This window comes from Gloeocapsopsis sp. IPPAS B-1203, assembly GCF_002749975.1.
Classification (GTDB): domain Bacteria; phylum Cyanobacteriota; class Cyanobacteriia; order Cyanobacteriales; family Chroococcidiopsidaceae; genus Gloeocapsopsis.
Map to the genome: position 1 here is coordinate 44,086 of NZ_PEIG01000010.1, position 22,881 is coordinate 66,966.

20 protein-coding genes and 1 pseudogene are annotated in these 22,881 nt (G+C 43.4%); 13 read left to right on the top strand and 8 right to left on the bottom strand.

Features of this window, described 5'->3' with window-relative positions; all coding sequences use genetic code 11:
- Window positions 1–351 precede the first annotated feature (351 nt).
- Complete coding sequence (locus tag CSQ79_RS17670) at window positions 352–1,641, top strand: molybdopterin molybdotransferase MoeA (protein ID WP_099702479.1); 1,290 nt, start codon at window positions 352–354, stop codon at window positions 1,639–1,641.
- A 97-nt stretch (window positions 1,642–1,738) separates the two neighbouring features.
- Here CSQ79_RS17670 and CSQ79_RS28660 read toward each other — a convergent pair whose 3' ends face one another.
- The gene (locus CSQ79_RS28660; protein WP_099702480.1) at window positions 1,739–2,482 is read right to left on the bottom strand and encodes a surface-adhesin E family protein; all 744 of its coding nucleotides are present in this window, start codon (window positions 2,480–2,482) and stop codon (window positions 1,739–1,741) included.
- A gap of 207 nt (window positions 2,483–2,689) precedes the next feature.
- Window positions 2,690–4,294 carry a serine/threonine-protein kinase gene (locus CSQ79_RS17680; RefSeq protein WP_099702481.1) on the bottom strand — a complete coding sequence of 535 codons (1,605 nt, stop codon included), beginning with the start codon at window positions 4,292–4,294 and terminating at the stop codon, window positions 2,690–2,692.
- Window positions 4,295–4,748: 454 nt separating this feature from the next.
- On the opposite strand from CSQ79_RS17680, the gene CSQ79_RS17685 reads away from it, so the two are divergent.
- From CSQ79_RS17685 to CSQ79_RS17700, 4 genes are all read left to right on the top strand, one after another.
- Window positions 4,749–5,684: a hypothetical protein gene (locus tag CSQ79_RS17685; protein ID WP_099702482.1), complete on the top strand. Its 936-nt coding sequence runs from the start codon at window positions 4,749–4,751 to the stop codon at window positions 5,682–5,684.
- Between the two features lie 165 nt (window positions 5,685–5,849).
- Window positions 5,850–6,077 (top strand): hypothetical protein, encoded by a 228-nt coding sequence (locus CSQ79_RS17690; RefSeq protein ID WP_143755472.1) that lies wholly within the window; start codon window positions 5,850–5,852, stop codon window positions 6,075–6,077.
- 199 nt (window positions 6,078–6,276) lie between these two features.
- Complete coding sequence (pheT, locus tag CSQ79_RS17695; RefSeq protein ID WP_099702484.1) at window positions 6,277–8,721, top strand: phenylalanine--tRNA ligase subunit beta; 2,445 nt, start codon at window positions 6,277–6,279, stop codon at window positions 8,719–8,721.
- A 22-nt stretch (window positions 8,722–8,743) separates the two neighbouring features.
- On the top strand, window positions 8,744–9,013 hold the full coding sequence (locus CSQ79_RS17700) for a YciI family protein (RefSeq protein WP_289501266.1): 270 nt from the start codon (window positions 8,744–8,746) through the stop codon (window positions 9,011–9,013).
- A 105-nt stretch (window positions 9,014–9,118) separates the two neighbouring features.
- Here CSQ79_RS17700 and CSQ79_RS17705 read toward each other — a convergent pair whose 3' ends face one another.
- From CSQ79_RS17705 to CSQ79_RS28010, 3 genes are read right to left on the bottom strand one after another with little or no spacing between them, the layout of a single operon-like run.
- A complete protein-coding gene (locus CSQ79_RS17705; protein ID WP_099702486.1) occupies window positions 9,119–9,940 on the bottom strand; it encodes a cobalt-precorrin-6A reductase in 822 nt (273 codons plus the stop codon).
- A gap of 7 nt (window positions 9,941–9,947) precedes the next feature.
- Window positions 9,948–10,136 (bottom strand): hypothetical protein, encoded by a 189-nt coding sequence (locus tag CSQ79_RS28955; protein ID WP_099702487.1) that lies wholly within the window; start codon window positions 10,134–10,136, stop codon window positions 9,948–9,950.
- Window positions 10,137–10,165: 29 nt separating this feature from the next.
- The gene (locus CSQ79_RS28010) at window positions 10,166–10,306 is read right to left on the bottom strand and encodes a hypothetical protein (protein ID WP_193932602.1); all 141 of its coding nucleotides are present in this window, start codon (window positions 10,304–10,306) and stop codon (window positions 10,166–10,168) included.
- 196 nt (window positions 10,307–10,502) lie between these two features.
- Here CSQ79_RS28010 and CSQ79_RS17715 point away from each other — a divergent pair, with 196 nt between their 5' ends.
- Together CSQ79_RS17715 and CSQ79_RS17720 are read left to right on the top strand one after the other, a co-directional pair.
- Window positions 10,503–13,061 (top strand): mannose-1-phosphate guanyltransferase, encoded by a 2,559-nt coding sequence (locus tag CSQ79_RS17715; protein ID WP_099702488.1) that lies wholly within the window; start codon window positions 10,503–10,505, stop codon window positions 13,059–13,061.
- 116 nt (window positions 13,062–13,177) lie between these two features.
- Entirely contained in the window at window positions 13,178–13,717 is a 540-nt protein-coding gene (locus CSQ79_RS17720; protein ID WP_099702489.1) for a single-stranded DNA-binding protein, read from the top strand.
- A gap of 188 nt (window positions 13,718–13,905) precedes the next feature.
- On the opposite strand, the gene CSQ79_RS17725 is transcribed toward CSQ79_RS17720, so the two are convergent.
- Entirely contained in the window at window positions 13,906–15,228 is a 1,323-nt protein-coding gene (locus CSQ79_RS17725) for an ABC transporter substrate-binding protein (RefSeq protein WP_099702490.1), read from the bottom strand.
- Window positions 15,229–15,348: 120 nt separating this feature from the next.
- Here CSQ79_RS17725 and pilM point away from each other — a divergent pair, with 120 nt between their 5' ends.
- The 6 genes and pseudogenes from pilM (at window position 15,349) to cobD (ending at window position 22,520) form a co-directional block, all read left to right on the top strand.
- The gene (gene pilM / locus CSQ79_RS17730; RefSeq protein WP_289501267.1) at window positions 15,349–16,479 is read left to right on the top strand and encodes a type IV pilus assembly protein PilM; all 1,131 of its coding nucleotides are present in this window, start codon (window positions 15,349–15,351) and stop codon (window positions 16,477–16,479) included.
- Window positions 16,480–16,547: 68 nt separating this feature from the next.
- Window positions 16,548–17,410: pseudogene (locus CSQ79_RS17735) on the top strand (PilN domain-containing protein).
- Complete coding sequence (locus CSQ79_RS17740) at window positions 17,407–18,159, top strand: pilus assembly protein PilO (RefSeq protein WP_099702491.1); 753 nt, start codon at window positions 17,407–17,409, stop codon at window positions 18,157–18,159. The pseudogene CSQ79_RS17735 and the gene CSQ79_RS17740 overlap by 4 nt, the downstream one beginning before the upstream one ends.
- A gap of 426 nt (window positions 18,160–18,585) precedes the next feature.
- The gene (locus CSQ79_RS17745; RefSeq protein WP_099702492.1) at window positions 18,586–20,697 is read left to right on the top strand and encodes a type IV pilus secretin family protein; all 2,112 of its coding nucleotides are present in this window, start codon (window positions 18,586–18,588) and stop codon (window positions 20,695–20,697) included.
- 402 nt (window positions 20,698–21,099) lie between these two features.
- Window positions 21,100–21,384 carry a non-specific DNA-binding protein Hbs gene (hbs, locus tag CSQ79_RS17750; protein ID WP_099702493.1) on the top strand — a complete coding sequence of 95 codons (285 nt, stop codon included), beginning with the start codon at window positions 21,100–21,102 and terminating at the stop codon, window positions 21,382–21,384.
- A 23-nt stretch (window positions 21,385–21,407) separates the two neighbouring features.
- Window positions 21,408–22,520, top strand: a complete 1,113-nt coding sequence (gene cobD / locus CSQ79_RS17755; RefSeq protein ID WP_099702494.1) for a threonine-phosphate decarboxylase CobD — start codon at window positions 21,408–21,410, stop codon at window positions 22,518–22,520.
- On the opposite strand, the gene CSQ79_RS28015 is transcribed toward cobD, so the two are convergent.
- The gene (locus tag CSQ79_RS28015; protein ID WP_354000917.1) at window positions 22,506–22,649 is read right to left on the bottom strand and encodes a four helix bundle protein; all 144 of its coding nucleotides are present in this window, start codon (window positions 22,647–22,649) and stop codon (window positions 22,506–22,508) included. The two genes, cobD and CSQ79_RS28015, sit on opposite strands and share 15 nt — an antisense overlap.
- A complete protein-coding gene (locus CSQ79_RS28020; RefSeq protein WP_289501270.1) occupies window positions 22,615–22,836 on the bottom strand; it encodes a four helix bundle protein in 222 nt (73 codons plus the stop codon). The genes CSQ79_RS28015 and CSQ79_RS28020 overlap by 35 nt, the downstream gene beginning before the upstream one ends.
- Window positions 22,837–22,881: the final 45 nt, after the last annotated feature.

Here is a 22,881-nt window from a genome sequence, read left to right on the forward strand (position 1 = left end):
AACTAATTACAGCATCTGCGTTCATCACACTTTGTTGCGGAAAGTTTGTATGTAGTTGTGCTTTTAGACATTTTATGCCTAAGAGCTTGAGAGCGTGTGACTCGGTGCAGCACAACAATACAACGGCAGAGACCTGACACCTTGCTACACAGCCTGTTATAAGTGTTGTATTAGGGCATGGGTAATTAGGACGTTTTGAGAAAGCAATGAGTTGTTTGTGATTCATAAAACATGTTGCACAAGTCTAGTGACAACTCCTAAATTAATTTTTAGGAATTATGACCAACAGCTAATTGCTAACAGCTAAGTGCTGTTACTAAGCTAGGAATACAGAATTCAGAGTTAATTTGTATGCTGCCAGCAAGCCAAGCAGAGGCAATGATTTTAGATTTGGTGCAACCCCTAGACGGAAAGCGCAACGGTGAGGTTGTAACACTTTTAACAGCAATTGACCGCATCCTGGCAGCACCAGTTGTGAGTCAGTTGGATTTTCCTCATTGGGATAATTCAGCAATGGATGGCTATGCTGTGCGGTATGAAGATGTCAAAAATAGTCATGCTGAGCAACCTGTAGCTTTAGAGATTGTCGAAGAAATCCGCGCCGGACGAGCACCGAAGCGGGAAATTAAATCAGGACAAGCAGCACGTATTTTCACAGGCGGAATCCTGCCATCAGGAACCGATACTGTAGTGATGCAAGAACACACCAAACGCGAAGGCAATCGCGTCTTTATTCTCACTGCACCACCAGAAGAAAAAGCTTTTGTCCGCGAGGGAGCCTCGTTTTATCAAGCAGGAACGCCACTTTTATTGCCTGGAATTGCGCTACAACCTCCAGAATTAGCAGTACTAGCAGCGGCACAATGTACGCAAATTAAAGTTTATCGCCGACCGAGAGTCGCAATTTTGTCTACTGGCGACGAATTAATTACTCCCGATCAGCCTTTACAACTTGGTCAAATTGTTGATTCCAATCAATATGCTTTAGCTGCACTTGTCGCCCAGACAGGAGCAGAACCTTTGCATTTGGGAATTTTCCCTGATAAACCCCACATCTTAAGAAGAGCAATTTCACAGGCGATCGCCACTGCTGATGTTGTTCTTTCCTCTGGTGGAGTTTCTGTTGGTGATTATGATTATGTAGAGCAAATTCTGGCAGATCTAGGAGCGACAATTCATATTCGTGCTGTAGCAGTTAAACCAGGTAAACCCTTGACATTTGCCACATTCGCTGCATCCGCAGCGTCTAAACATAAACCAGTGCTGTATTTTGGATTACCTGGCAATCCAGTTTCTGCTTTAGTCAGTTTTTGGCGGTTTGTACAACCAGCATTACGCAAGCTTTCTGGACTAGCGCACAGTTGGGGACCAATGTTTGTCCAAGCGCGATCGCAGCACGATCTTAAGTCTGATGGTCAGCGCGAAACTTATCTCTGGGGACAACTACACCTCATTGATGGTTGCTACGAGTTTCACTTAGCCGATGGCAGCCATAGTTCAGGAAATTTAATTAATCTAGCACAAACCAACGGTCTAGCAGTCATTCCAATCGATCAACCTGCGATCGCCAAAGGTGAAATAATCCGAGTTTTACAAGTCGGTACACCCTTAATTCCGCTAGCTCATAGTCAACAACATTAGACATCACAACAAGCAGTTGTATTACTAGAAACAACTGCTTGGTTAGTCTCAACTTCTGTCAAAGAGTATCTGCAATTCATGTAAAAAACACAACAAACTAATTGACAATCCGCCCATTAATGTAATGCGTTGCTTCACCAACGGTTCCGCCGACTTGTTTGGCAAAAGACGACGCTCGTTCATAGGAAATGAAAGAAGCTACTTGAACTGAGCTAATTCCCCGTTCTCTGATAATTGAAAAGGCATCGTTACATAAATTAGCTCTAATATTACTCAGATTACCTCTATCTATAAATACTGGCCAATATGTTCCTTGTCTCTGGAAGGGATCTCCACAAGATTTTCGGGGAAATGAACTATTTCTTGCGATGACTGAGTTACTAATTGTGCGAGAATTTGTCGGTTGTCTTCCTCCATTAGCAGTTCTTAAGCTACAAACATAAAGTAATTCTGCTTCCCCAAGACTATCAGGTACGGGCGAATGCAAATTAGGTGGTATTGTAAGATAACTTCGGTCGTAATCGTCTAATACCTTTCCATTTGAATTATATTCAATCTGTCTGAGTACACCTATTTTGTTGCTTACACAATCAACATAAGTTAAGGACATTATGGATTGAGGTGTTGAGCTACTCAATGAAATGTATGAGCTAGATCTTAAGTTTTGATCGTATATTAATCTACTCCAAAAAGTTATAGTATCTCCTGTTCCTTTGATACTATCAACATCTACAGCAAGGTAAGGTTCAGAATTTAGCATTACCCATTGTCTCGCTGACACAGAATTTGGATAAAATAGTGCTACTAGAGAAGCAGTAGCTACTAGGATTTTTTTCAACATAAATTTGCTTCTCTATTTAGATATATAGAAAAACTCAAAAAATAGTTTTTGAATAATTTGTTGTTGTGTCTAAACTATCTGTAACTATATAATTTAGCTCTGTATTAAATATATTTCACTGATAGAGAAAAAATATTAAGGAATTGCCCTTGCTCAAGCTAAAAATGATGAAATTATAGTAAATTTAATATCTGATATTTATAATTTTTAAAGCCAACCGCGCTTACCATTAGGGCGGATCGTCATCCAATTTACTTTGGCGTGAGCTAACTGCTCATCCGAAACTTTTGCTCCAGTGAGATTAGCCCCACACAAATTAACATTTCGTAAATTAGCATCACTCAAGTCAGCGTAGCTCAAATTAGCACCGCGAAAATCGGCTCCTTCTAAATCAGCAGAATGAAAGTAAGCCTTTGTTAAAATGGTTTCTCTAAAATTAGTTCGCTTGAGGTTAGCGTGGCTAAAATCATTACCTGACAAAATGCATTTAAAAAAATTTGTACGATCTAATTTCGCTGCCCGAAAGTTCACTTCTGATAGATCTACTCGCTGCAAGTCAAGTGAGCTGAGATCGTAAGAAGCAAAATCTCTTCTTCCTTTGATATAAGACAAAACTAAATTGTCCGCATCTAGCTTTCTCGGTGGTGCAACTTTGGGTTTTTGTCCCATTGCTGAAGGCACAGAAGCAACGCTTGCTGATTGTTTAAGTTTATTTGGCATCTCGGTAAGATTTGCTCTTCTTGCACGAATTGCATCTGCCATTTGTGCCCTCGATTGAGCCGCACTATTACCATACGTACTTGTTGCAGTAGTCACTGGTGCTGTAATAGATGTCGCTTGCTTCACCATTCTGGGTAATCTAGGTTTGCGAACCGCAGAAGGTTGAGCCGCCATACTGTTAGCTAAACTATCCATGTATGGTTCTAGTTCTAGTGCCGTTAAGACATCATTAGGAGATTGGTAACGATGTCGTACAGCACCTTCTAGCATTTTTTGTAAAACTTCGCGGAAGCGATCGCTAATTTGTACTTTGTTTTGCCAAAGCATTTCTCCAGTTGAGGAATTGTAGTCAAGATCTTTAGGAGATTTGCCCGTAAGCAGATAAATACAAGTCACTCCCAAAGCATAAACGTCACTTGCATAAACGGGGCGCATCGCGAGTTGTTCGGGAGGTGCAAAACCTGGAGTTCCAACCGCAAAAGCTGTTAAAGCTGTATGTTCTGACATACTCGTTGTTTGACTGACTTGGTCTTTCACAGCACCAAAATCAATCAAAACGAGTTTACAATCCTCATGACGTCGAATAATGTTTGCTGGTTTGATATCTCGGTGGATAACCTGTTGGCTGTGGAGATACTGCAACGTTGGCAGAAGTTCGCTCAAAAATTGCTTGACTCCAACTTCACTAAAAGGACCAGAGCGTTTGATTTCCTGTTGCAGCGTTAAGCCATTAATGTACTCTTGAATTAAATAAAACTGTTCGGTGTCTTCAAAGTAGTCGAGTAGCCTTGGTACTTGAGGATGACTACCAATCTTGCCTAAAGTTTTAGCTTCCCTAGCAAATAGTTTTCGCGCCATGTCTAAGGCTTCTGACGATGTTGCTGAAGGTCGTAATTGCTTGATCACGCACTTCGGTTCACCAGGTAACGTCACATCTTGGGCTAAAAACGTTGCTCCAAAACCACCTTGGGCTAAAGCTTGCAGTGCCCGATAGCGATCGCGTAACAATAATTGAGCACCACAGGTTGCACACGTCTGGCAGGAACTTGAGTTTTGCGGATGGGAACAATCAGGATTTAGGCAATAGCTCATATGAGCGTTACTCGCTGCTTCAGGTAATACTGGGAGCGATCGCACCCTGCTTCAATTATTCAAAGAAAAATAATCAACAACCACCTGATTTATACGGAAAATTAGAGATCAGGGAAAAGAGATCTGGGGAGGCTGGGAAGTCGGGGAGATAAAAAGATGGGGAAACTGGAAGTGCCACTCTTTCACCCGCTCCTTGACGCTAGTTACTATCAGAGGATACCTCTACAACGCACTGGCTCCTCCTTGCCTCTCTATTCACTTAATCCCCTTGCCTACCACAGGCAAGATGCCTGCCCTGCTATCGGATCACTCTAAAACTTATAACTTTAGATTAACTATGTGTTTGGCGTTGTCCCCCCTCAGTTAGGTGTAAGTCCTTTTTTGTAATCGTTAAATTGGCAATAGTCAAATTGCCACAAATTGTTGATAAATACTTTACTTAAAGGAAAAAGAAATGACTGAGAATAAGCAACCAGTGGATAAGTCTGATGAGAATAGTGAACCCAATATACAGCAACAAGAAGATCAGCCAAGCAGCTCAGGTATTGGCGCGGCAGCAGCTGGAGCGGCTGTGGGTGCTATACTTGGCGGTCGTACTGGAGGAATCGTTGGTGCTGTAGCAGGTGCAGCAGCAGGGGCGATGGCTGGTAGGGGAACAGCTGAGGCTGTCAATAAGACTGTAGAAGGTGTAGTAGACGCCGTAGAGAGTGTAGCCGACAATGTAAACGAAACTGTAGAAGGTGTAGGCGAAGCAGTAAAAGATACAGCTGAGTATGTTAAGCCTTCTGTAAAGGGCGCAGTAGATTCAGTCAAGGAAACAGTTGAGGAAGCAAGACCCTCCATAGTTGACACAGCAGAAGCAGTCAAGGAAACAGTGCAGGAGTCCAAACCCTCTGTTGTAGAAGCTGTTAAATCTGCATCCGAGGAGGCTAAGCCAGCTGTCAGAAGTGTCTCAGAATCTGTAAAAGGTGTAGTAGACTCAACCAAAAAGACAGTTGAGGAGGCAAGACCCTCCATAGTTGACACAGCAGAAGCAGTCAAGGAAACAGTGCAGGAGTCCAAACCCTCTGTTGTAGAAGCTGTTAAATCTGCATCCAAGGAGGCTAAGCCAGCGGTCAGAAGTGTCTCAGAATCTGTAAAAGGTGCAGTTGAAGATGTTAAACCAGCCGTACAGAATGCTGCAAACTCAGCCACGGATGCAACAAAAAGTGTTGCAGACTCAGCCAAACGTGCAAGTAAGGAGGTCAAACCATCCTCAGTAGAGAAAAAGCAAGTTGAGCTACCCAGAATAACTACAGACACCGAAACGCTAGGTGCTTCTAGTGAAGCAGACTTCTCTGAAGGGAAAGTTATTCCGGTAGAAATTCGCGATCAGAGAACTGATGTGTAGCAGCAAACCTTTCAGGCAAGAAGACATTAACAGATATTGTTAAGTTAAGTTGGCGTGAGACAGTTTAGCCAAGATTATCTCAAAAATCTTTCTTGCCCTGATTAAATACTTTGGCTAGGGTAGTAATAAGTATCGGAACAGAAAACTGATTTAAGGATTATATCCTTGGCGAAACGGGTAGTTGTACTTACAACAGTCCTTTATTCCTGTTTAGTGTTCCGTTGCTTGTTGCAGCATATCAACAGTATTATTGCGCAAAATAACTTGCAACAAGTTGCCCAACGGTTTGCAGGAGAACTCAGTGACAATGAATTGCCACTGCCTCAAATACCCTGGATGGTTAAACTCGATGGCAGCTATATCTACTTCTTTCAGTTTAAGCAGACAGGCTGAATATTTGCTTGAAAGGTTCCTATTACCATGCAGTTTGCTGCGATGAAGCAGGTAGCAAAGTGATTGAGCAGCAAAGATTCTTAGTTGCATTCGGCTATATGAATTGGAGCACATCAAATGGTTTCGCTGGCACGGCAATGTATGCAAAGCTTTGCAATTTGATAAGATAGTCTGGCTGAAGTTTAAGCAAGCATACTCCATGCGTATTTCTCTGAATTGGTTGCAAGAACTGGTTGAGTTGACTCTTTCTCCAGAAGAATTGGCGGAAACGTTAACAATGGCAGGGTTTGAAGTAGAAGAAATTGAAGATCGTCGTACTTGGGCAGAGGGAGTGGTTGTCGGAAAAGTACTGGAGTGTCAACGCCATCCCAATGCTGATAAACTCAGTGTCACGACAGTAGATGTGGGAACTGCTTCTTCAGAACTATTAAATATAGTCTGCGGTGCGTCTAACGTGCGGGCGGGAATTTATGTGCCGGTCGCGTTAGTTGGTACTTATCTGCCCAAAATTGACGTCAAAATCAAAGCAGCAAAACTACGCGGAGTACGCTCTGAAGGCATGATTTGTTCTTTAGCTGAGTTGGGATTAGCTAAAGAATCTGCAGGAATTCATATTTTTGAGCAGGAAGTGCCATTAGGTAGTGATGTTCGCCCATTGCTTGGCTTAGATGATGTCATTCTTGACTTGACAGCAACGGCAAATCGTGCTGATGCATTAAGTATGGTTGGTGTAGCACGAGAGGTCGCTGCAATTACAGGTAAAACAGTGCGATTACCAGCAGCACAGGAAAGCTCAATCTCAGCTGGTAAAAAGAATTTAACTATTAATATCGTAGAATCACAAGCTTGCCCTGCTTACATGGGTACGGCGATCGAATCTCTAAAAATTGCTCCTTCACCAGCATGGTTACAACAGCGATTGCAAGCCGCAGGAATTCGCCCAATCAATAATGTTGTCGATATTACAAACTACATTGTGCTGGAATGGGGTCAACCGCTACATGCTTTTGATCGCGATCGCCTTTTAGCTGTTAGTGAAACTCAATCAGAATTAACGATCGGTGTCCGATTCGCACAAGCTGGCGAAACACTAAAAACGCTGGACGGTCAAACGCGCACGCTTTCCAATCAAGCTTTACTGATTACCGCGCACGATAAACCAGTTGCTTTAGCAGGGGTTATGGGAGGCGAAGCAACAGAAGTGCATGAAGGTACTCAAAACCTCGTTCTAGAAGCTGCACTCTTCGATCCTGTCGCAATTCGTCGTTCTGCACGGAGCCAAGGTTTACGTACAGAAGCTTCAGCAAGGTACGAACGGGGAATTAACGCTGCTGAATTAGAGCTAGCCTGTCGTCGCGCTTTAATGCTTATGCGTGAATTAGCTGGAGGTGTTGTTGTACAACAGCAGTTTGCTGATGCACGTCCCGAAGTTGGTGCGCTGTCACGTTCGATTGAACTACGTCTTAACCGCGTCAACCAGGTTTTAGGACCAATAGACTTAGGAGAGACTACAGGCGAATTACAATCAGAAGATATTCAGCAAATTCTTACCGCACTCGGATGTCAAGTCAAACCATCACCTGAACAAAAAGTCTTGAGTGTAACAGTTCCGCCATATCGTCACCGCGATTTAGAGCGCGAAATTGACTTGATTGAAGAAATTTCACGGTTGTATGGTTACGATCGCTTTTGCGACACTTTACCTGAAAAAACAGAGCCTGGCTATCTTTCCCTAGAACAGCAACTCACTCGCCAACTCCGCGAAGCTTTCCGCGCTGCTGGATTGACAGAATTGATTCATTATTCATTAGGTAAGCCAGGACAAGATCGACAAATTGTACTCACCAACCCAATTTTTGTTGAATATTCAGCACTGCGCACAGATTTAATTTCTGGCTTGATTGATGCTTTTCAGTACAACCTAGAGCAAGGTAATGGCAGCTTGAATGGTTTTGAAATTGGGCGCATTTTCTGGCAAGAAGAAGATGGCTTGCTCGAAGCTGAGGCTTTAGGTGGAATTTTAGGTGGAGATGTCACTCAAGGTAAGTGGACGTCAGGTGGAAAAGAACATCCTTTGACTTGGTTTGAAGCTAAGGGCGTTCTAGAAAGTGTCTTTCAACGCTTGGGCTTGAAGGTGGAGTTTCAACCCAGTCATCAAGACTCCCGCTTGCATCCAGGACGTACTGCATCGTTATGGTTGCAGGGTAATCGATTAGGTGATTTTGGACAAGTCCATCCTCAATTACGTCAAGAAAAAGGCTTACCAGATGCGGTTTATGTATTTCAACTTGATTTAGATGTGATTTTAGATTATTGGGATCGCGACGAAGTTTTAGTCCCAAGATTCCGTCCGTATTCTACTTATCCAGCTTCACCTAGAGATATCGCATTTTTCGCTCATCTAGAAGTCTCTGTTGCGGAAATAAAACGCGCGATCGCCCTTGCAGCCGGAGAATTACTCGAATCGGTGGAATTGTTTGATGAATATCGCGGCGAACACGTCCCACAAGGACAAAGAAGTTTGGCGTTTCGCTTGGTGTATCGCGCTCAAAACCGGACTCTAACAGATGAGGACATCGAACCTGTACACCAGAAAGTGCGAGAATCTTTAGTAGAAAAATTTGGCGTAAATCTACGCAGTTGAGTTTGCAAATTACTGGAAGACTATGCCTAAGTACGTAATGTGGGGAAGTTACTGCGATAATGTACTAGAAAAACGCGCTCCTTATCGACAGGCTCATCTCGACGGCCTGGCTGCACAAAAAGAATCTGGAGTGTTGATTACAATCGGTCCAACAAAGGATTTAACAAAGGTTTTTGGCATTTACGAAGCTGAGGATGCAGCAACAGTCCATCAACTTGTTGAAGCCGATCCTTATTGGAAAAATGGAGTTTGGACTGAGTACTCTATTAAAGAGTGGATTCAAGCTTTTTAAGTAGGTCGATTGACATCAACCGCAGGTGCTCTGCTACTTCCTTCGGAGCTACCCAGACGAATTGTTGCGAATTTATTTGCCAAGCCTAGCTAAGGTTAATATCAATTAACTGTAAAGGCTTGGGTTGAGGTGCTGACGACAAAAATCTAATACAACAGATAAATCGCTAGTTTGTTGTGGATAATTAACTATTGGTCTACTTATTGTGATTAAAGGAATACCTAGTTGAGTTGCGACAAGACGTTTAATATCTTCACCTCCTGGTTTTCCTGAAGCTTTGGTAATCACGAGTTGAATTTGCCATTGACGCCAAAGTGCGAGTTCTAATTCAGCAGAAATGGGAGGACGCAGACAAATTAATCGATCTGGGGTAAACCCTGCTTGCGCTGCTGCTGTCATGGCGATCGCTGAAGGGAGAATTCGGGCAAATAATGTTGCGCGATCGTGCCAAGCTTGAAACGTCTGTAGCGGTCGATATCCCACAGTTAACAATACTCGCTTATTCTGTAAGTAGTTTGTTGCTAGTAAAGCTTCAAAACTATCGAAATTCTCGCTCGCACTTTCTGTGCTAGATAGCAATATTGGGCGTTCATAGCGGAGGTAAGGTATCTGTAGTTGTTGTGCAGCCGCGATCGCATTGTGTGAAACTTCCACAGCATAAGGATGAGACGCATCAACAATCGCCTTAATTTGTTGTTGTTGAATAAATTCTAGAGTTTGAGCTAAAGTTAAACGCCCTACCCAGATTGTTAAACACGATGCAGAACGATAAAGCGATCGCGCAGATTCAGTTGTTACAGAAACAATACAACAGACATTTTCTGGTGCGATCGCCTGAGTAATTTTGATGCTTTCTTGAGTTCCGCCAATCAGCCACAACTTGCCATGATGACAAACTTGCAGTGACTGATTGAAAGCCGTACTCATGCGCGTACTAGCCCTTGAGTGCTTTCCTGAAATTTTGTCGATAAGACTTATTGGAGAGCAACAATGCTGGCCATAATAGTGATAGAGATAATCGATTAGAAAAACTACGCGAGAAGGTAGTGCGATGAAACCCATTCCAGAATTTCCAAGCACCTATTGCATATGCAATAACAACTAACCAATAAATGAAGTTCATTCTCAGCAACCACCTGTACAACTCATTGATTAAGTAAAAGCTGGTATCTTCAGCGGTGACAAATGTCCTCTTCCACTATCTTTAGTGTAGAGTAGCTTACAGAAATCATTACAGCGATCGCGTAAGTAGCTTTGAGTTAGTTGTAGCTCAAAAGCATAGTAACTTGCCACTCATCGTCGAGTATAGGCGCGTAGTTGTACACCCCTACACTGACATATGTGCCTAATGAAGTTTACGCTTAACGGATGTATCTTGTGGAAGTACCTTAAGTTTCAACATACATAGGAAACTAGAACAAGACTTGCTTTTTTGCCAGAGTCATTGGCTGTGTGTCAGTGACGAGTGCAAATCAATTAAGGAGGAATTATGCGTGCAGTGCTGATGGCTGGAGGGTCTGGAACGCGGTTAAGACCGCTGACTTGCGACCTTCCTAAACCGATGGTACCTATTTTAAACAGACCAATTGCGGAACATATCACTAACCTTCTCAAACGGCACCAAATAACTGAGGTTATTGCCACACTTCATTATTTACCTGACGTCATTCGCGATTATTTTCAAGATGGTAGTGACTTTGGCGTGCAAATGACCTATGCCGTTGAAGAAGATCAACCGCTAGGTACCGCAGGCTGCGTCAAAAATATCGCGGAATTTCTCGATGAAACGTTTTTAGTGATTAGCGGCGATAGCGTTACAGACTTCGATCTCACAGCAGCCATTGAGTTTCATAAACGCAAACAAGCAAAAGCGACATTAGTGCTGACCCGCGTTCCTAACCCAATTGAGTTTGGGGTAGTCATTACCGACGAAAACTATCACATTCGGAGATTTTTAGAAAAGCCATCCACCAGTGAGATTTTCTCCGATACAGTCAACACTGGTATCTACATTCTAGAACCGTCTGTTTTGGACTATTTACCAGCAAATCAAGAATCTGACTTTTCTAAAGATTTATTTCCATTGCTGTTGGAAAAAGGCGAGCCAATGTACGGCTATATTGCTCAAGGATACTGGTGTGATGTCGGACATCTCGATGCGTACCGCGAAAGTCAGTACGATGGTTTGTTTGGTAAGGTAAAACTTGACTTTGCCTATACAGAGACAAAGCCAGGGATATGGGAAGGTCAAAACACTTTTATTGATCCAAGTGTTGAGATTTGTGCCCCAGCACTGATTGGTAGTAATTGTCGAATTGGACCGCGAGTGCGAATTGATGCTGGAACTGTTATTGGAGATAACGTCACAATTGGTGCTGACGCTGACTTAAAACGGCCGATCATCTGGAACGGTGCAATTGTGGGCGAAGATGCAGAGCTTCGAGCATGCGTTATTGGGCGTGGGACAAGAGTAGATCGCCGTGCCCAAGTGTTAGAGGGTGCTGTAGTAGGTTCGCTTTCTACAGTGGGAGAAGAAGCTCAAATTACTCCAAATGTTCGTGTCTGGCCCAGTAAACAAATTGAATCGGGCGCGATACTCAATATTAATTTAATTTGGGGACAAACAGCACAACGCAATTTATTTGGTCAGCGTGGTGTGACTGGATTAGCTAATATTGACATCACACCCGAATTTGCTGTGAAGTTGGGTGCCGCCTACGGCTCAACTTTAAAACCTGGTTCGCAGGTGATGATGTCTCGCGATCAGCGCAGCATTTCTCGGATGGTAACGCGATCGCTGATTGCCGGTTTAATGTCTGTGGGTGTCAATATTCAGAACCTCGATGCCACAGCAATACCAATGTCGCGAACAGTTGTCTCTACCTTTGGGGTTGCTGGAGGAATTCACGTACGGCTGCATCCAGATCGCCCTGATTATCTGTTAATTGAGTTTATTGATAGCAAAGGTGTCAATATTTCAAAAGCACTAGAAAAGAAAATCGAGGGTGCTTACTTTAAAGAAGATCTCCGGCGCGTGCAAATTCATGAGATTGGTAATGTTGTCTATCCGATCCAGATGATCGACACTTACTGCAATGCGTTTGAGAAGAATCTAAATGTAGAAGCAATTCGCCACAGTAACTCAAAAGTTGTTGTTGACTATACTTATGCTGTTTCTGGTGCAGTGTTACCGCAACTTTTAGCTAAATTTGGTTGCGATGCTGTGGTGCTAAATGCCAGTTTGAAACAAACAGCGGTTTCTTCAGTAGAGAAGGAAGCACTGTTACAGCAGCTTGGTCATGTTGTGGAGGCATTGCGAGCTACCTTCGGCGTACAGGTATCAGCTAACGGAGAACAGTTGATTCTGGTGGATAAGTTGGGAACACCGATTCGCGGTGAGATGTTGACCGCACTGATGGTGAATATGATCCTGACAGCACACCCACGAGGGACTGTTGTTGTGCCAATTCATGCCTCAAGTGCAGTGGAACAAATTGCTCGTCGTCATGATGGTAAGGTGATTCGCACGAAGGCAAGTCCTACTGCATTGATGGAGGCTTCATTACCAGAAGTCAACCCAAATGTAGTTCTTGCTGGCAGTGGAGATATGGGATTTATCTTCCCGCAGCTGCATCCTGGATTTGATGGGATGTTCTGTATTGCGAAGGTGATTGAGATGTTGACGGTGCAAGAGCGATCGCTTGCGTCAATTCGCGATAATGACTTACCGCAAGTCAGTCACAGAAGCTACACTGTTCGCTGTCCTTGGACGGTCAAGGGAGCATTGATGCGCTATCTAGTTGAAACGCACAAAGAGGACAGTCTGGAGTTGATTGATGGCGTGAAAATCCGCTTTGAAGATGACAATTGGATATTAATTTTGCCTGATGCGGGTGAACCACTGGTACATTTGTTCGCTAACGGTAATGATCGTAATTGGGTAGATGAATCGCTCAGGGAATACCGCACCCGCGTTCAGTCATTTATTGAACAACAACAGGGAGTGGAAGCTTACAGCAACAGCCCTCAGCAGTCGATTGTGAGTTAGGAGCGATTTAGGAGTTTTGAGTTTTGAGTTTTGAATTAAAAGAACTTTCTTAACTCAATACTTAACACTCATAACTCTTGTGACCCCCCATTTAGCGAACACATTAGGAGAAGCGAATGAACACTTGTATTTTGATGGCAGAAATTGTGCAAGCGCCACAACTGCGTTATACGTCTGACAACATGGCGTTAGCAGAAATGCTGGTTCAGTTTCCTGGTTTACGGGCAGAAGATTCCCCTGCAACACTAAAAGCTGTTGGGTGGGGTAACTTGGCGCAAGAGATTGAACAAAATTATCAGCAAGGCGATCGCGTCATTATTGAAGGTCGCTTGAGTATGAATACTTTTGAGCGTTCTGAGGGATTCAAAGAAAAACGTGCCGAGTTGACAGTACAGCGCATTCACGCGGTTGATAAAACTGTAGATACAACAGCTACAAAAGCCAACCCCAAAACTGCACCAGATTCTGTCAGTTCGCGTTCTGAAAAAGCCCCCAAAGCTAATTTAGACACGAGCACTTCAACTGCAACAACTTCTACAGCTACAGCTAGTAGAACGGACGTAATTGCTGACTTTGCGACTTACGAACCACCTGTAAGAACATCAGCGCCGTTACCACCCAGCGAAGACCAGGATATCGACGATATTCCGTTTTAAGAGGGTAAGGAGCGAGAGGGCTATTGGGAGAGTAGGAGCGTTGTAGAGTGGGAGTGTGGGAGGTGTGGGGAGTGTGGGAGCGATTTGATGATTATTGCTCTTTAATACTCAATAACACCAACTACCCAACTACTCTAGAACCCTACTACCCGCCTACCCTCTGAACCGTAGGTCTGCGCAAGCGCCCTCTAACCTCTTCCATCCCACTCAGCAGCAGCGTCGGTAACAGCTTGATCTACAGTTTTCTCGCCCAACATTGCGGCTTGAAGATTATCGTAAATTGTTCTTTGTAAGACGTTGAGATTTTCCATTGCTGGAACCAACACTTCAGCTTGCTGCAATTGACTTGCACTCACAACGCGTGCTTTTTCGACAGTTGGTGCATCTGCTGGTATTGCCTGAAAGTAGTCGTCTGAGAGCGCTGCTACAGTTGAGGGTAAGACATTTGCTGCTTTGGCAAAGGCAAGTTGATTTTGGTTGTTAGTGACGTATAAGGCAAATTTTAAAGCCGCATCAGGTTGGTCTGTGTTGTTAGGAATCACTAAGTTCATCACTGCAACGTTTTTCTTGCCTGTCGGACCTGTAATTTGTGGTGCAGTTGCCGAAACTTGGGCGATCGCTGGCGCATTTTTGGCGATCGTTCTTAAAAACTCTGGACCTGATGCTAATAAAGCCGTTTGTCCAGCTTGATACTGCTCTATACCATATCTGTGTCCTTGAGTCAACGCTTCTGGTGGAATCAGTTCATTGCGATACAAGTCCACCCAATATTGAAATACAGCTCTACCTTCAGGAGTATTAAACGCGGCTTTGCCTTGCGCGTCTACCAAATTAACTCCCATTTGCACAAAAGATTCTAAAACTTCAGCAGAATCTTCGGGAACAAAAGTGGTAAAAAAGGCGTACTTCCCAGTTTTTTCTTTAACTTGTCGAGCCACTGTTGCTAGTTCTGCATAGGTTGTTGGTGGTTGACTGACACCTGCTTGATTTAACAAATCAGTGTTATAAATTGTCAAGCGTGTTGTGAGATACCAAGGTAAACCAAAGCTTTTACCATTAATTGTGCTTGCTTTCCAAATATTGGGTAAATAAGTTTGGCGAACATCCGCACTCACCTTAGAATCTAAATCTAACCAAGCATTTCGAGTTGCTAGCTGAGAAGCAAAACTGGGGTTTAAATTCACCACATCTGGTGCTGTGCGTGCAGACATTGCAGTTAGGATTTTGCTCTCCATGGCTGACCAGGGCACATCTACCCAGTTCACTTTAATGTCAGGGTTTTCTGTTTCAAAAGTACCGATCAGATCTGTAAAGAACTCTGTAAATTGTGGCTGGAGTTGCATCGTCCAGAATTCTACATTGCTGTTACCTGATGCCGATTGCTGGGTACTATTATTGACGTTACCAGTACCACAACTAACAACCCAACTCAAGGTCAAACCTAACAAGGCAAAAATTCCGAGGCGTTTCCAACCTCTAATTTTGCTAAAAAATACTGGGGTTATTGACATTTTTCAAACGTAACTTGCTGACTTATACGAGCAAAGCAATTCTAAGCTAAAGTAGCAGACATTCACTTTTCAGTATCTCACTCTCAGTTTCTTTTTACCCTCTAAACAACCAGCAAAACTGTGTTTAACCGCTTCCAAATACCACCTAACCGCTTCCAGATACTACCTAAACGTAGCAAGGGAGTTGGCATTGAACTTGCTCCTGAACGAATTAATATAGCTCAGTTACGTAAACAAGGTCAGGGCATAAGACTGGTAGCGTTTTCTTCAGTTCCCGTACCTGAAGGAATTTTTCAAGATGGTCAGATTATTGATCCGCCAGCACTTGCAGAAATTATTCAATCAGCCTTAGCCCAGAGCAAAATTAAAGCCAAGCGAGTTGCTACCGCTGTTCCTGGAAGAGACTCACTAGTGCGTTTAATTCCCTTACCGGCTGAGTTAGATGACCAAGAATTACGTGAAATGGTCTTAAATCACGAAGCAGGTTTGTATTTGCCCTATCCTCGTGAAGAAGCGGATGTTGATTATCAAAAATTAGGGTACTTTGTTGATGAGGACGGCATTGAAAAAGTACAAGTCTTGCTCGTTGCTACCCGTAAAGAAGTCACAGACCTCTATATAGATACATTTCAACAAGCTGGGCTACAAGTTGATGTTTTAGAAATCAATAGTTTTGCCTTGTTGCGTACAATTCGTGAGAAATTACGCGAGTTTCCTTCACAGGAAGCTGTGGTTTTAGTTGATATTGAATTTGACAACACAGAAATTGCAATTATTGTAGATGGAATACCGCAGTTTTCGCGAACTGTCCCGATTGGTACATTTCATTTGCAAGGTGCGCTATTGCGGGCACTGCATTTACCAATGTCTAGAGACACGCAAGTCATGCTACAGTCTGTCGTTCTTCCCAGCGCAACAACAGATGAGATGGGAGCAGCGATCGGTACGAGTGTCGATCCTGGTACTGCAGCAATGCTGCGAGTGATGGGAGAGTTAATTGATGAATTACGGCGATCGCTCGACTTTTATCTTAGCCAAAGTGAAAATCTAGAAGTTGCACAAATACTCTTGGCAGGACCTGGTGGTGGATTAGTAAACTTAGATGAGTTTTTTCAACAACGAGTAAATATTCCCACCATACAAATCGATCCTGTGGCAGCTTTGTCTTTAGAAGTTGATGAGAAAAAAATCTCGCCTGGACAACGACCAGGACTAGGAATCGTTTTAGGTTTAGGAATGCGTGAAATTTAATTTAACCGAAGTCAGCGCTGGTATCTTGCCCACACATTACTTTCAATCATGATGAGTCCTTAAATTTTATGTACAGCTTAGACATTAACTTTATTCAGGATGCCCAGATTATCTACTAAAGACAGGAACAAGTGCTAGAAAACTAAAAATGCTGGGCGGTGAGACTGCACCACTTTATTTAGGAATCGCGATTGGAGTGATTTTACCAGCGATGATCGGCGGCGCATGGTTAGTTCTGCAAACTCGTAATGGACAACTAGAGAACGAAAATGCTCAACTTGATGCTGAATTAAGCCGCTTGGGACTTCAAGAACAAGAAATTCAAACAACACAAGCGCAAATCAATCAAGTCCGTACTGAAACTCAAGCTTTAGCGACAGTATTTAATCAAATTCGTCCTTGGTCAGCGATGTTACAGGATATGCGCGATCGCATTCCTCGTGCCGTACAAATTGAAACCCTCCGGCAAACTGCCGCTGCAACTCCCCAACAAGATCCGCAGGCTGCAAATAATACTAACAATCAACAGCAAGGTCAACAAAATACTGAACAAGATCAACAAAATGCTGAACAACAAAACCAGCAACCTACTCAAATTCCCGTAGGTAGTATCGAAATTACTGGAGTTGCTCGCTCTTTTAATGATGTCAACGATTTCTTGCTAACACTGCAACAATCTGCCTTTCTCAAGTCTACAGATACTAGAATTGTTACTGCTGAGTTAGTAAATATTGGTGAACCTGGTACCGTGGCTGTACCGCAAGCGAATGCTTCTGCCGTTGCGACTCCTCAAGCGGTCAGGTACACAATTCAATCAACATTGAGCGATGTTCCTGCCTCTGAGTTGTTAAGAGAACTAGAGCGCAAGGGTACATTAGGATTGGTAACTCGCATTCGCACACTGCAACAAAAAGGTGTGATTCAACAATGACGATCACTGAAGACTTTATTCCCGAAGAAACTATCGAGTTTCAACCTGTCGCACCAAGTTATCCTAAGGCATTTGGTGTCACTCTCACTCCTGGCGTAAGTGGCGTGCTGATTGCGCTGTTGGGGCTAGCAGGTGGTGTTTACTTGGTTGTTAATTTGTTGATGCCAACTTGGCAAAGACACCAAGAATTGCAAGCCAGTCGAGATGAGAAAAATGCCCTCGTAGCACAAAAACAACTCACAATCCAGCAAGCTGAACAAGTACGAGCCGAGTTAGCTCAAGTAAGACAGCAAAATGCTCAAGTTCTCACTTTATTTGCTGACGAGCGAACACTAGATACTTTGTTGTTAGATCTTAATCGTGTTGTTGAATCGGGTAATGCCCAACTACCACAGAATGCACCTAGAGCTAGACTCAAGCGTTTTGTCCCTATCAATCAGTCACCCGAAATTGTCTCTGATGGCAGTTTAGGGTCTGCCGTCAATGGTAAACTGAAACGTCAAGCTGTCAATATTGAGCTAGAAGGAACTTTTGAGCAAACTCAAGCAATCATCCGCAACATTGAGCGGTTACAGCCTTTATTAATTGTTAAAGATTATCAATCATCCTTGGCACAAAGTGGCGACCAGCAAGCTGGTGTTATCCAGCCAGGAGGACCAGTCATTACAACATCTTTTCAGTTAGAGGCATTAATGCCAGCTAGCCCTGCTGAAGCAGCATCAGCAGCAAGTAATCCAGAGCAACAGTAAACAGTAACTCGAAGACAGAAACAACACTTATTTTTATTTACGTTGTTGCGTAATTTTTGCACAACTGTTTGTTATAAAATTATCTACCGTATTTTTACGGAAATCCGAAATTTGAATGCATAAAATTGTTATTTACTGTCGGTAAAATTGCTCTTGGAGCTAAAGTACAAGTAGCGTTAATTTTTTTATATTTTGTGATATAAAATTAGCTGAAAATGATTAATACATTGGCAATTATTGATACTAGTTTAGCTATTGAAAGCTGCGTGAGAGAACTTTCAAAGTAATCTATCTATCACAATGATTAATCAGTTTAATATGATTTCTGTTTTTTCCAAGAAAGAATACATTACATTTTCTACACAAAATTGAAGTGCAAATAGTTGAGCCGCAAATGCTACAGTTTCAAAGGCTGAGGAGAGAACAGTGAAACAGCTTCCAGGTAGTGGAATGATATTAGCTGGAGCAACCATCACGTTGCTAGCAGCGCAACCAGTGTGGGCAGCAGCAACACAAGTCACAGCAGTACGCCTGAATCCGACAAATCAGGGGTTGAATGTCATTTTAGAAACTGCTGCAGGCGATCGCCCGCAAATATTCACCAGTAGCCGAGGTAACGCCTTGGTTGCGGATATCATCAATACGCAGTTACGCACGCCACAAGGTAACAATTTTCGGCAAGATAACCCAGCACCAGGAATTAGCTCAGTCAGCGTCACTCAGCTTGATCAAAATAGCGTCCGGCTAGTTGTTACAGGAACTACTAACGCTCCTAGTAGCCAGCCTGCGGCTAAAACTGCTCAAGGAATTACCTTCAACATCAGTCCTGTATCAGGTGCACCTGTCGCCCAGCAACCTCCTACAAATCAAACTCCCGCACCACAGCAACCACAACAAACACCTGCAAATCAAACTCCTGGAGTTCTTGTTCCTAATCCTGATGTCCAAATTCAAGGCGCACCTACACCACAGCCAGGAACACAAACGCCACCGCCTTTCTTACCACGAGCCGTTGCTCCACCTGTAGGCGATATTGCTGTTTCTAATGTAGATTCTTCTGCATCAACAATTGATTTAGAAACTACCGAACGCGTACCGCGCCTAGTACTGCGCGAAGCCCCTGTCAGAGAAGTCTTAGCCCTTCTTGCTCGTGCCGCTGGGCTTAACCTCGCGTTTAGTGCAGCCCCCGCACCTGGAACACAACAAGCACAAGCTGAGCCTACCCCTGGTGGTGAAGATGGACCAAGAATTTCTTTGGATATTGAAAACGAGTCAGTACAAGACGTTTTTAATTACGTCCTGCGCATCAGTGGACTACAAGCTAACCGCACTGGAAGGACAATTTTTGTTGCTCCCAGACTGACAAATGAAGCCCGTAACGTCATTGTTCGCAGCTTGCGCCTCAATCAAATCAATGTGAGCAGTGCTTTAAACTTTTTAGTTGCAATGGGCGCAGAAAGTGCTGTCAGCCGCGAAAGAGTTGTCACTAGCGTGAATGCTGTTCCTGTAGGTGGTTCGGCAACACCTGTCACCCAGACACAAACGAGTACAGAAACCAGAGTCGAAACTCAGCGGATTGACTTTCAAGATTCGATACCACTTTTACGCGGTTTACAGGTAGTAGGAGATGAACGCACAAACTCTGTGAGCTTAATCGGTACTCCTCGCCAAGTTGAAATTGCTACTGAACAGTTAGTTCAAGTTGATTCGCGTCGCCGTCAAGTGGCTGTCAACGTCAAGATTGTTGATGTCAACCTGTTAGACACTAATCAGTTCAATACTAGTTTTTCTTTTGGGCTTGGTGACAACTTCTTTCAATTCAATAATGCAGGAAACGCCATTATTAATTTTGGCAGAAATACTTCGCCAGCAGGCTTTAGTGGCAACCAGCTACGAAATTTCACTAGCAGATTTCTAGCTCAGCTGGAAACCTCTATCGAAAATGGTTACGCCAAAATCTTGACCGATCCAACTCTTACTGTACAGGAAGGACAAACAGCACAAGTAAACTTGACAACAGAAGTACCTGGAGGTATCCAAGTACAGTTTATTTCTCCTTCTGAAGGCGCTAATGCCATTCCTGTACGAACAGTAGATATCCGAGAGGCTGGTTTATCTCTTGCAATTCAAATTACTCGGATTGATGACAATGGTTTTGTGAACTTGTCTGTAGCACCTAGTGTATCTGCACCTACTCAGACATTAGACACCGGAGATGGTGGACTTGTTACTTTCTTGAGTACAAGAAGCTTTTCTTCAGGTCAAATTCGGCTACGCGATCGCCAAACTCTCGTTATTTCCGGCATCATTCAGGAATCTGATCGAGCCGAAGTTCGCAAAGTTCCTATTTTGGGTGATATTCCGCTGCTAGGGGCACTCTTTAGAAGAACCAATAAGGTGAATCAACGTCAAGAGGTGATTGTATTACTCACGCCTCAAGTTTTGGATGACTCACAGAATGCCACGGCAGGTTACAACTATACTCCAAGCCCAGAGGTACGACAGATGCTAGAACGTCAAGGGTTTCAGTCTCGATGAAATGGGATTTCAAGCAGAGGTCAGAGGACGCTTCGCAAACTTATGCTTCAACTGCTATACACCCAGAAAAAAATGCAGAAATTTCTGCTTGATGAGTCTAGTCAACTGGAGATTTTAAGAACGTAAAAATCACAAAAATGCGATCGCATTTTTGTGATTACTGGTTAATTTTTCCACTTTTTATGGGGAAAAATACCTAAAAAATGTTGAAATCTATATAACTTAAAGGTTTCACCGATCCAGATTGAGCTAGCACGCCTTAGAATAGGGCATTGAAATATCGAGCCTAGGAGGTTTCAGCGATTGTCTTTAAATGAAACCTCCTAGGCTACGAGCTGAGTATCCCAAAACCTGATACTTGGCAGTTTCGTTAAATCTCATATGTACTCTAAGGAGATCCACATGAACAAAGGTGAATTAGTAGATGCGATCGCAGACAAGGCGAGTGTCACCAAAAAGCAAGCCGATGCAGTCTTAACCGCAGCTTTAGAAACAATCATCGAAGCTGTTTCTTCTGGCGATAAAGTGACTCTGGTAGGTTTCGGTTCATTTGAGCCACGCGAGCGTAAAGCCCGTGAAGGTCGTAACCCAAAAACGGGTGATAAAATGGATATCCCAGCAACAAAAGTGCCTGCATTTTCGGCTGGGAAGCTTTTCAGAGAAAAAGTTTCACCGGACAAAGACTAGTAAGGCTACAACACACATATTTGATGCGACCTACTCACGGGGGAAATTTAGTCTGGGCAGCAGCCGTTGCTGGCTGTTCCCCTAGCGAGATTCTGGATTTTTCTGCAAGTATTAACCCTTTGGGACCACCAAAGAGTGCGATCGCTGCTATTCAAGCGCATCTAGGCGAACTAGGCGCTTATCCAGACCCCAATTATTGGGAACTCCGCACTGCGTTAGGTCAATGGCATCAATTACCACCCGAATGGATTCTGCCGGGGAATGGCTCGGCAGAATTGCTTACCTGGGCGGGCTGGGATTTGGCACAACTTACCAAAACTTTCTTATCTACCCCAGCCTTTGCTGATTACTACCGCGCTTTGAAGGCTTTTGGTGCGAAAGTACAGGAATGTCCTTTGGAGTTGGAGAAACTAGAGGACAGGCAAGATGCCTGCCCCACTTTTTCTAATTCTTTAGAGTGCGGTTTACTTTTGAATAATCCTCACAATCCTACGGGGCAGATGTTTTTACGAGAAAAAATTCTGCCTTATCTTGAGCAATTTGCTTTAGTTGTCGTGGATGAAGCATTTATGGATTTTCTGCCACCAGAACAAGAACAAAGCTTGATTTGTGTGGTACAAGAATATCCAAATTTGGTAATTTTGCGATCGCTGACTAAATTTTATAGTTTACCTGGGCTGCGGCTAGGATATGCGATCGCTCACCCAGATCGCTTACAAAGCTGGCAACAACGGCGCGATCCGTGGTCGATTAATACGCTTGCTGCGGCGGCGGCTGTTGCGGTAATTCAAGACCGCGAGTTTCAACAGCGAACCTGGAAATGGCTGCCATCTGCAAGAATAGAACTGTTTGAGGGTTTATCTCAAATATCAGGTTTGCGACCATATCAAAGTAGTGCTAATTTCTTACTCGTGCAGACTGAACACTTAAGTTCTACCTTGCAAGAAAAGTTACTACAGCATGACCAAATTTTAATTCGCGATTGTCTGAGTTTTCCCACATTAGGCGATCGCTTTTTCCGCGTAGCAGTACGTTCAGAGGTAGAGAATAAACGTTTATTACAGGCATTGAAGGAGAGGTCAGAGGACGCTGGCGCAGACCTTCGGTTCAGAGGTCAGAGGTCAGGGGGAGTTTAGCTTTGCTTTGAGTGTTCTTTGCAAACCGCGAAGCATTCTACCTGCTTCCTCCATTTTGAGTAGAAGCAGTTGCGAGTCATGACTACTTATATATTTAAATTTTTGTGCTAGGAGTAATTGTGTTTCCAATTCTGCTAGTGAACCTAACGCTATAGATAATAAAGTGTAAAAATTCCTTTGTAGAATCTCTTGTATGCCCTTCTGCTATGTTGGAAGGAATTGAAACAGCAGCTTTTTGTAATTGATTTGTTAAACCGTAAGTTTCTTGCTTAGGAAAACTTTGTGTCAAAAGATAAACTTGTTCAGCAATATCCATACTGTTCTGCCAAACCTTCAAATCTTTATAACTAAAACTACCCAT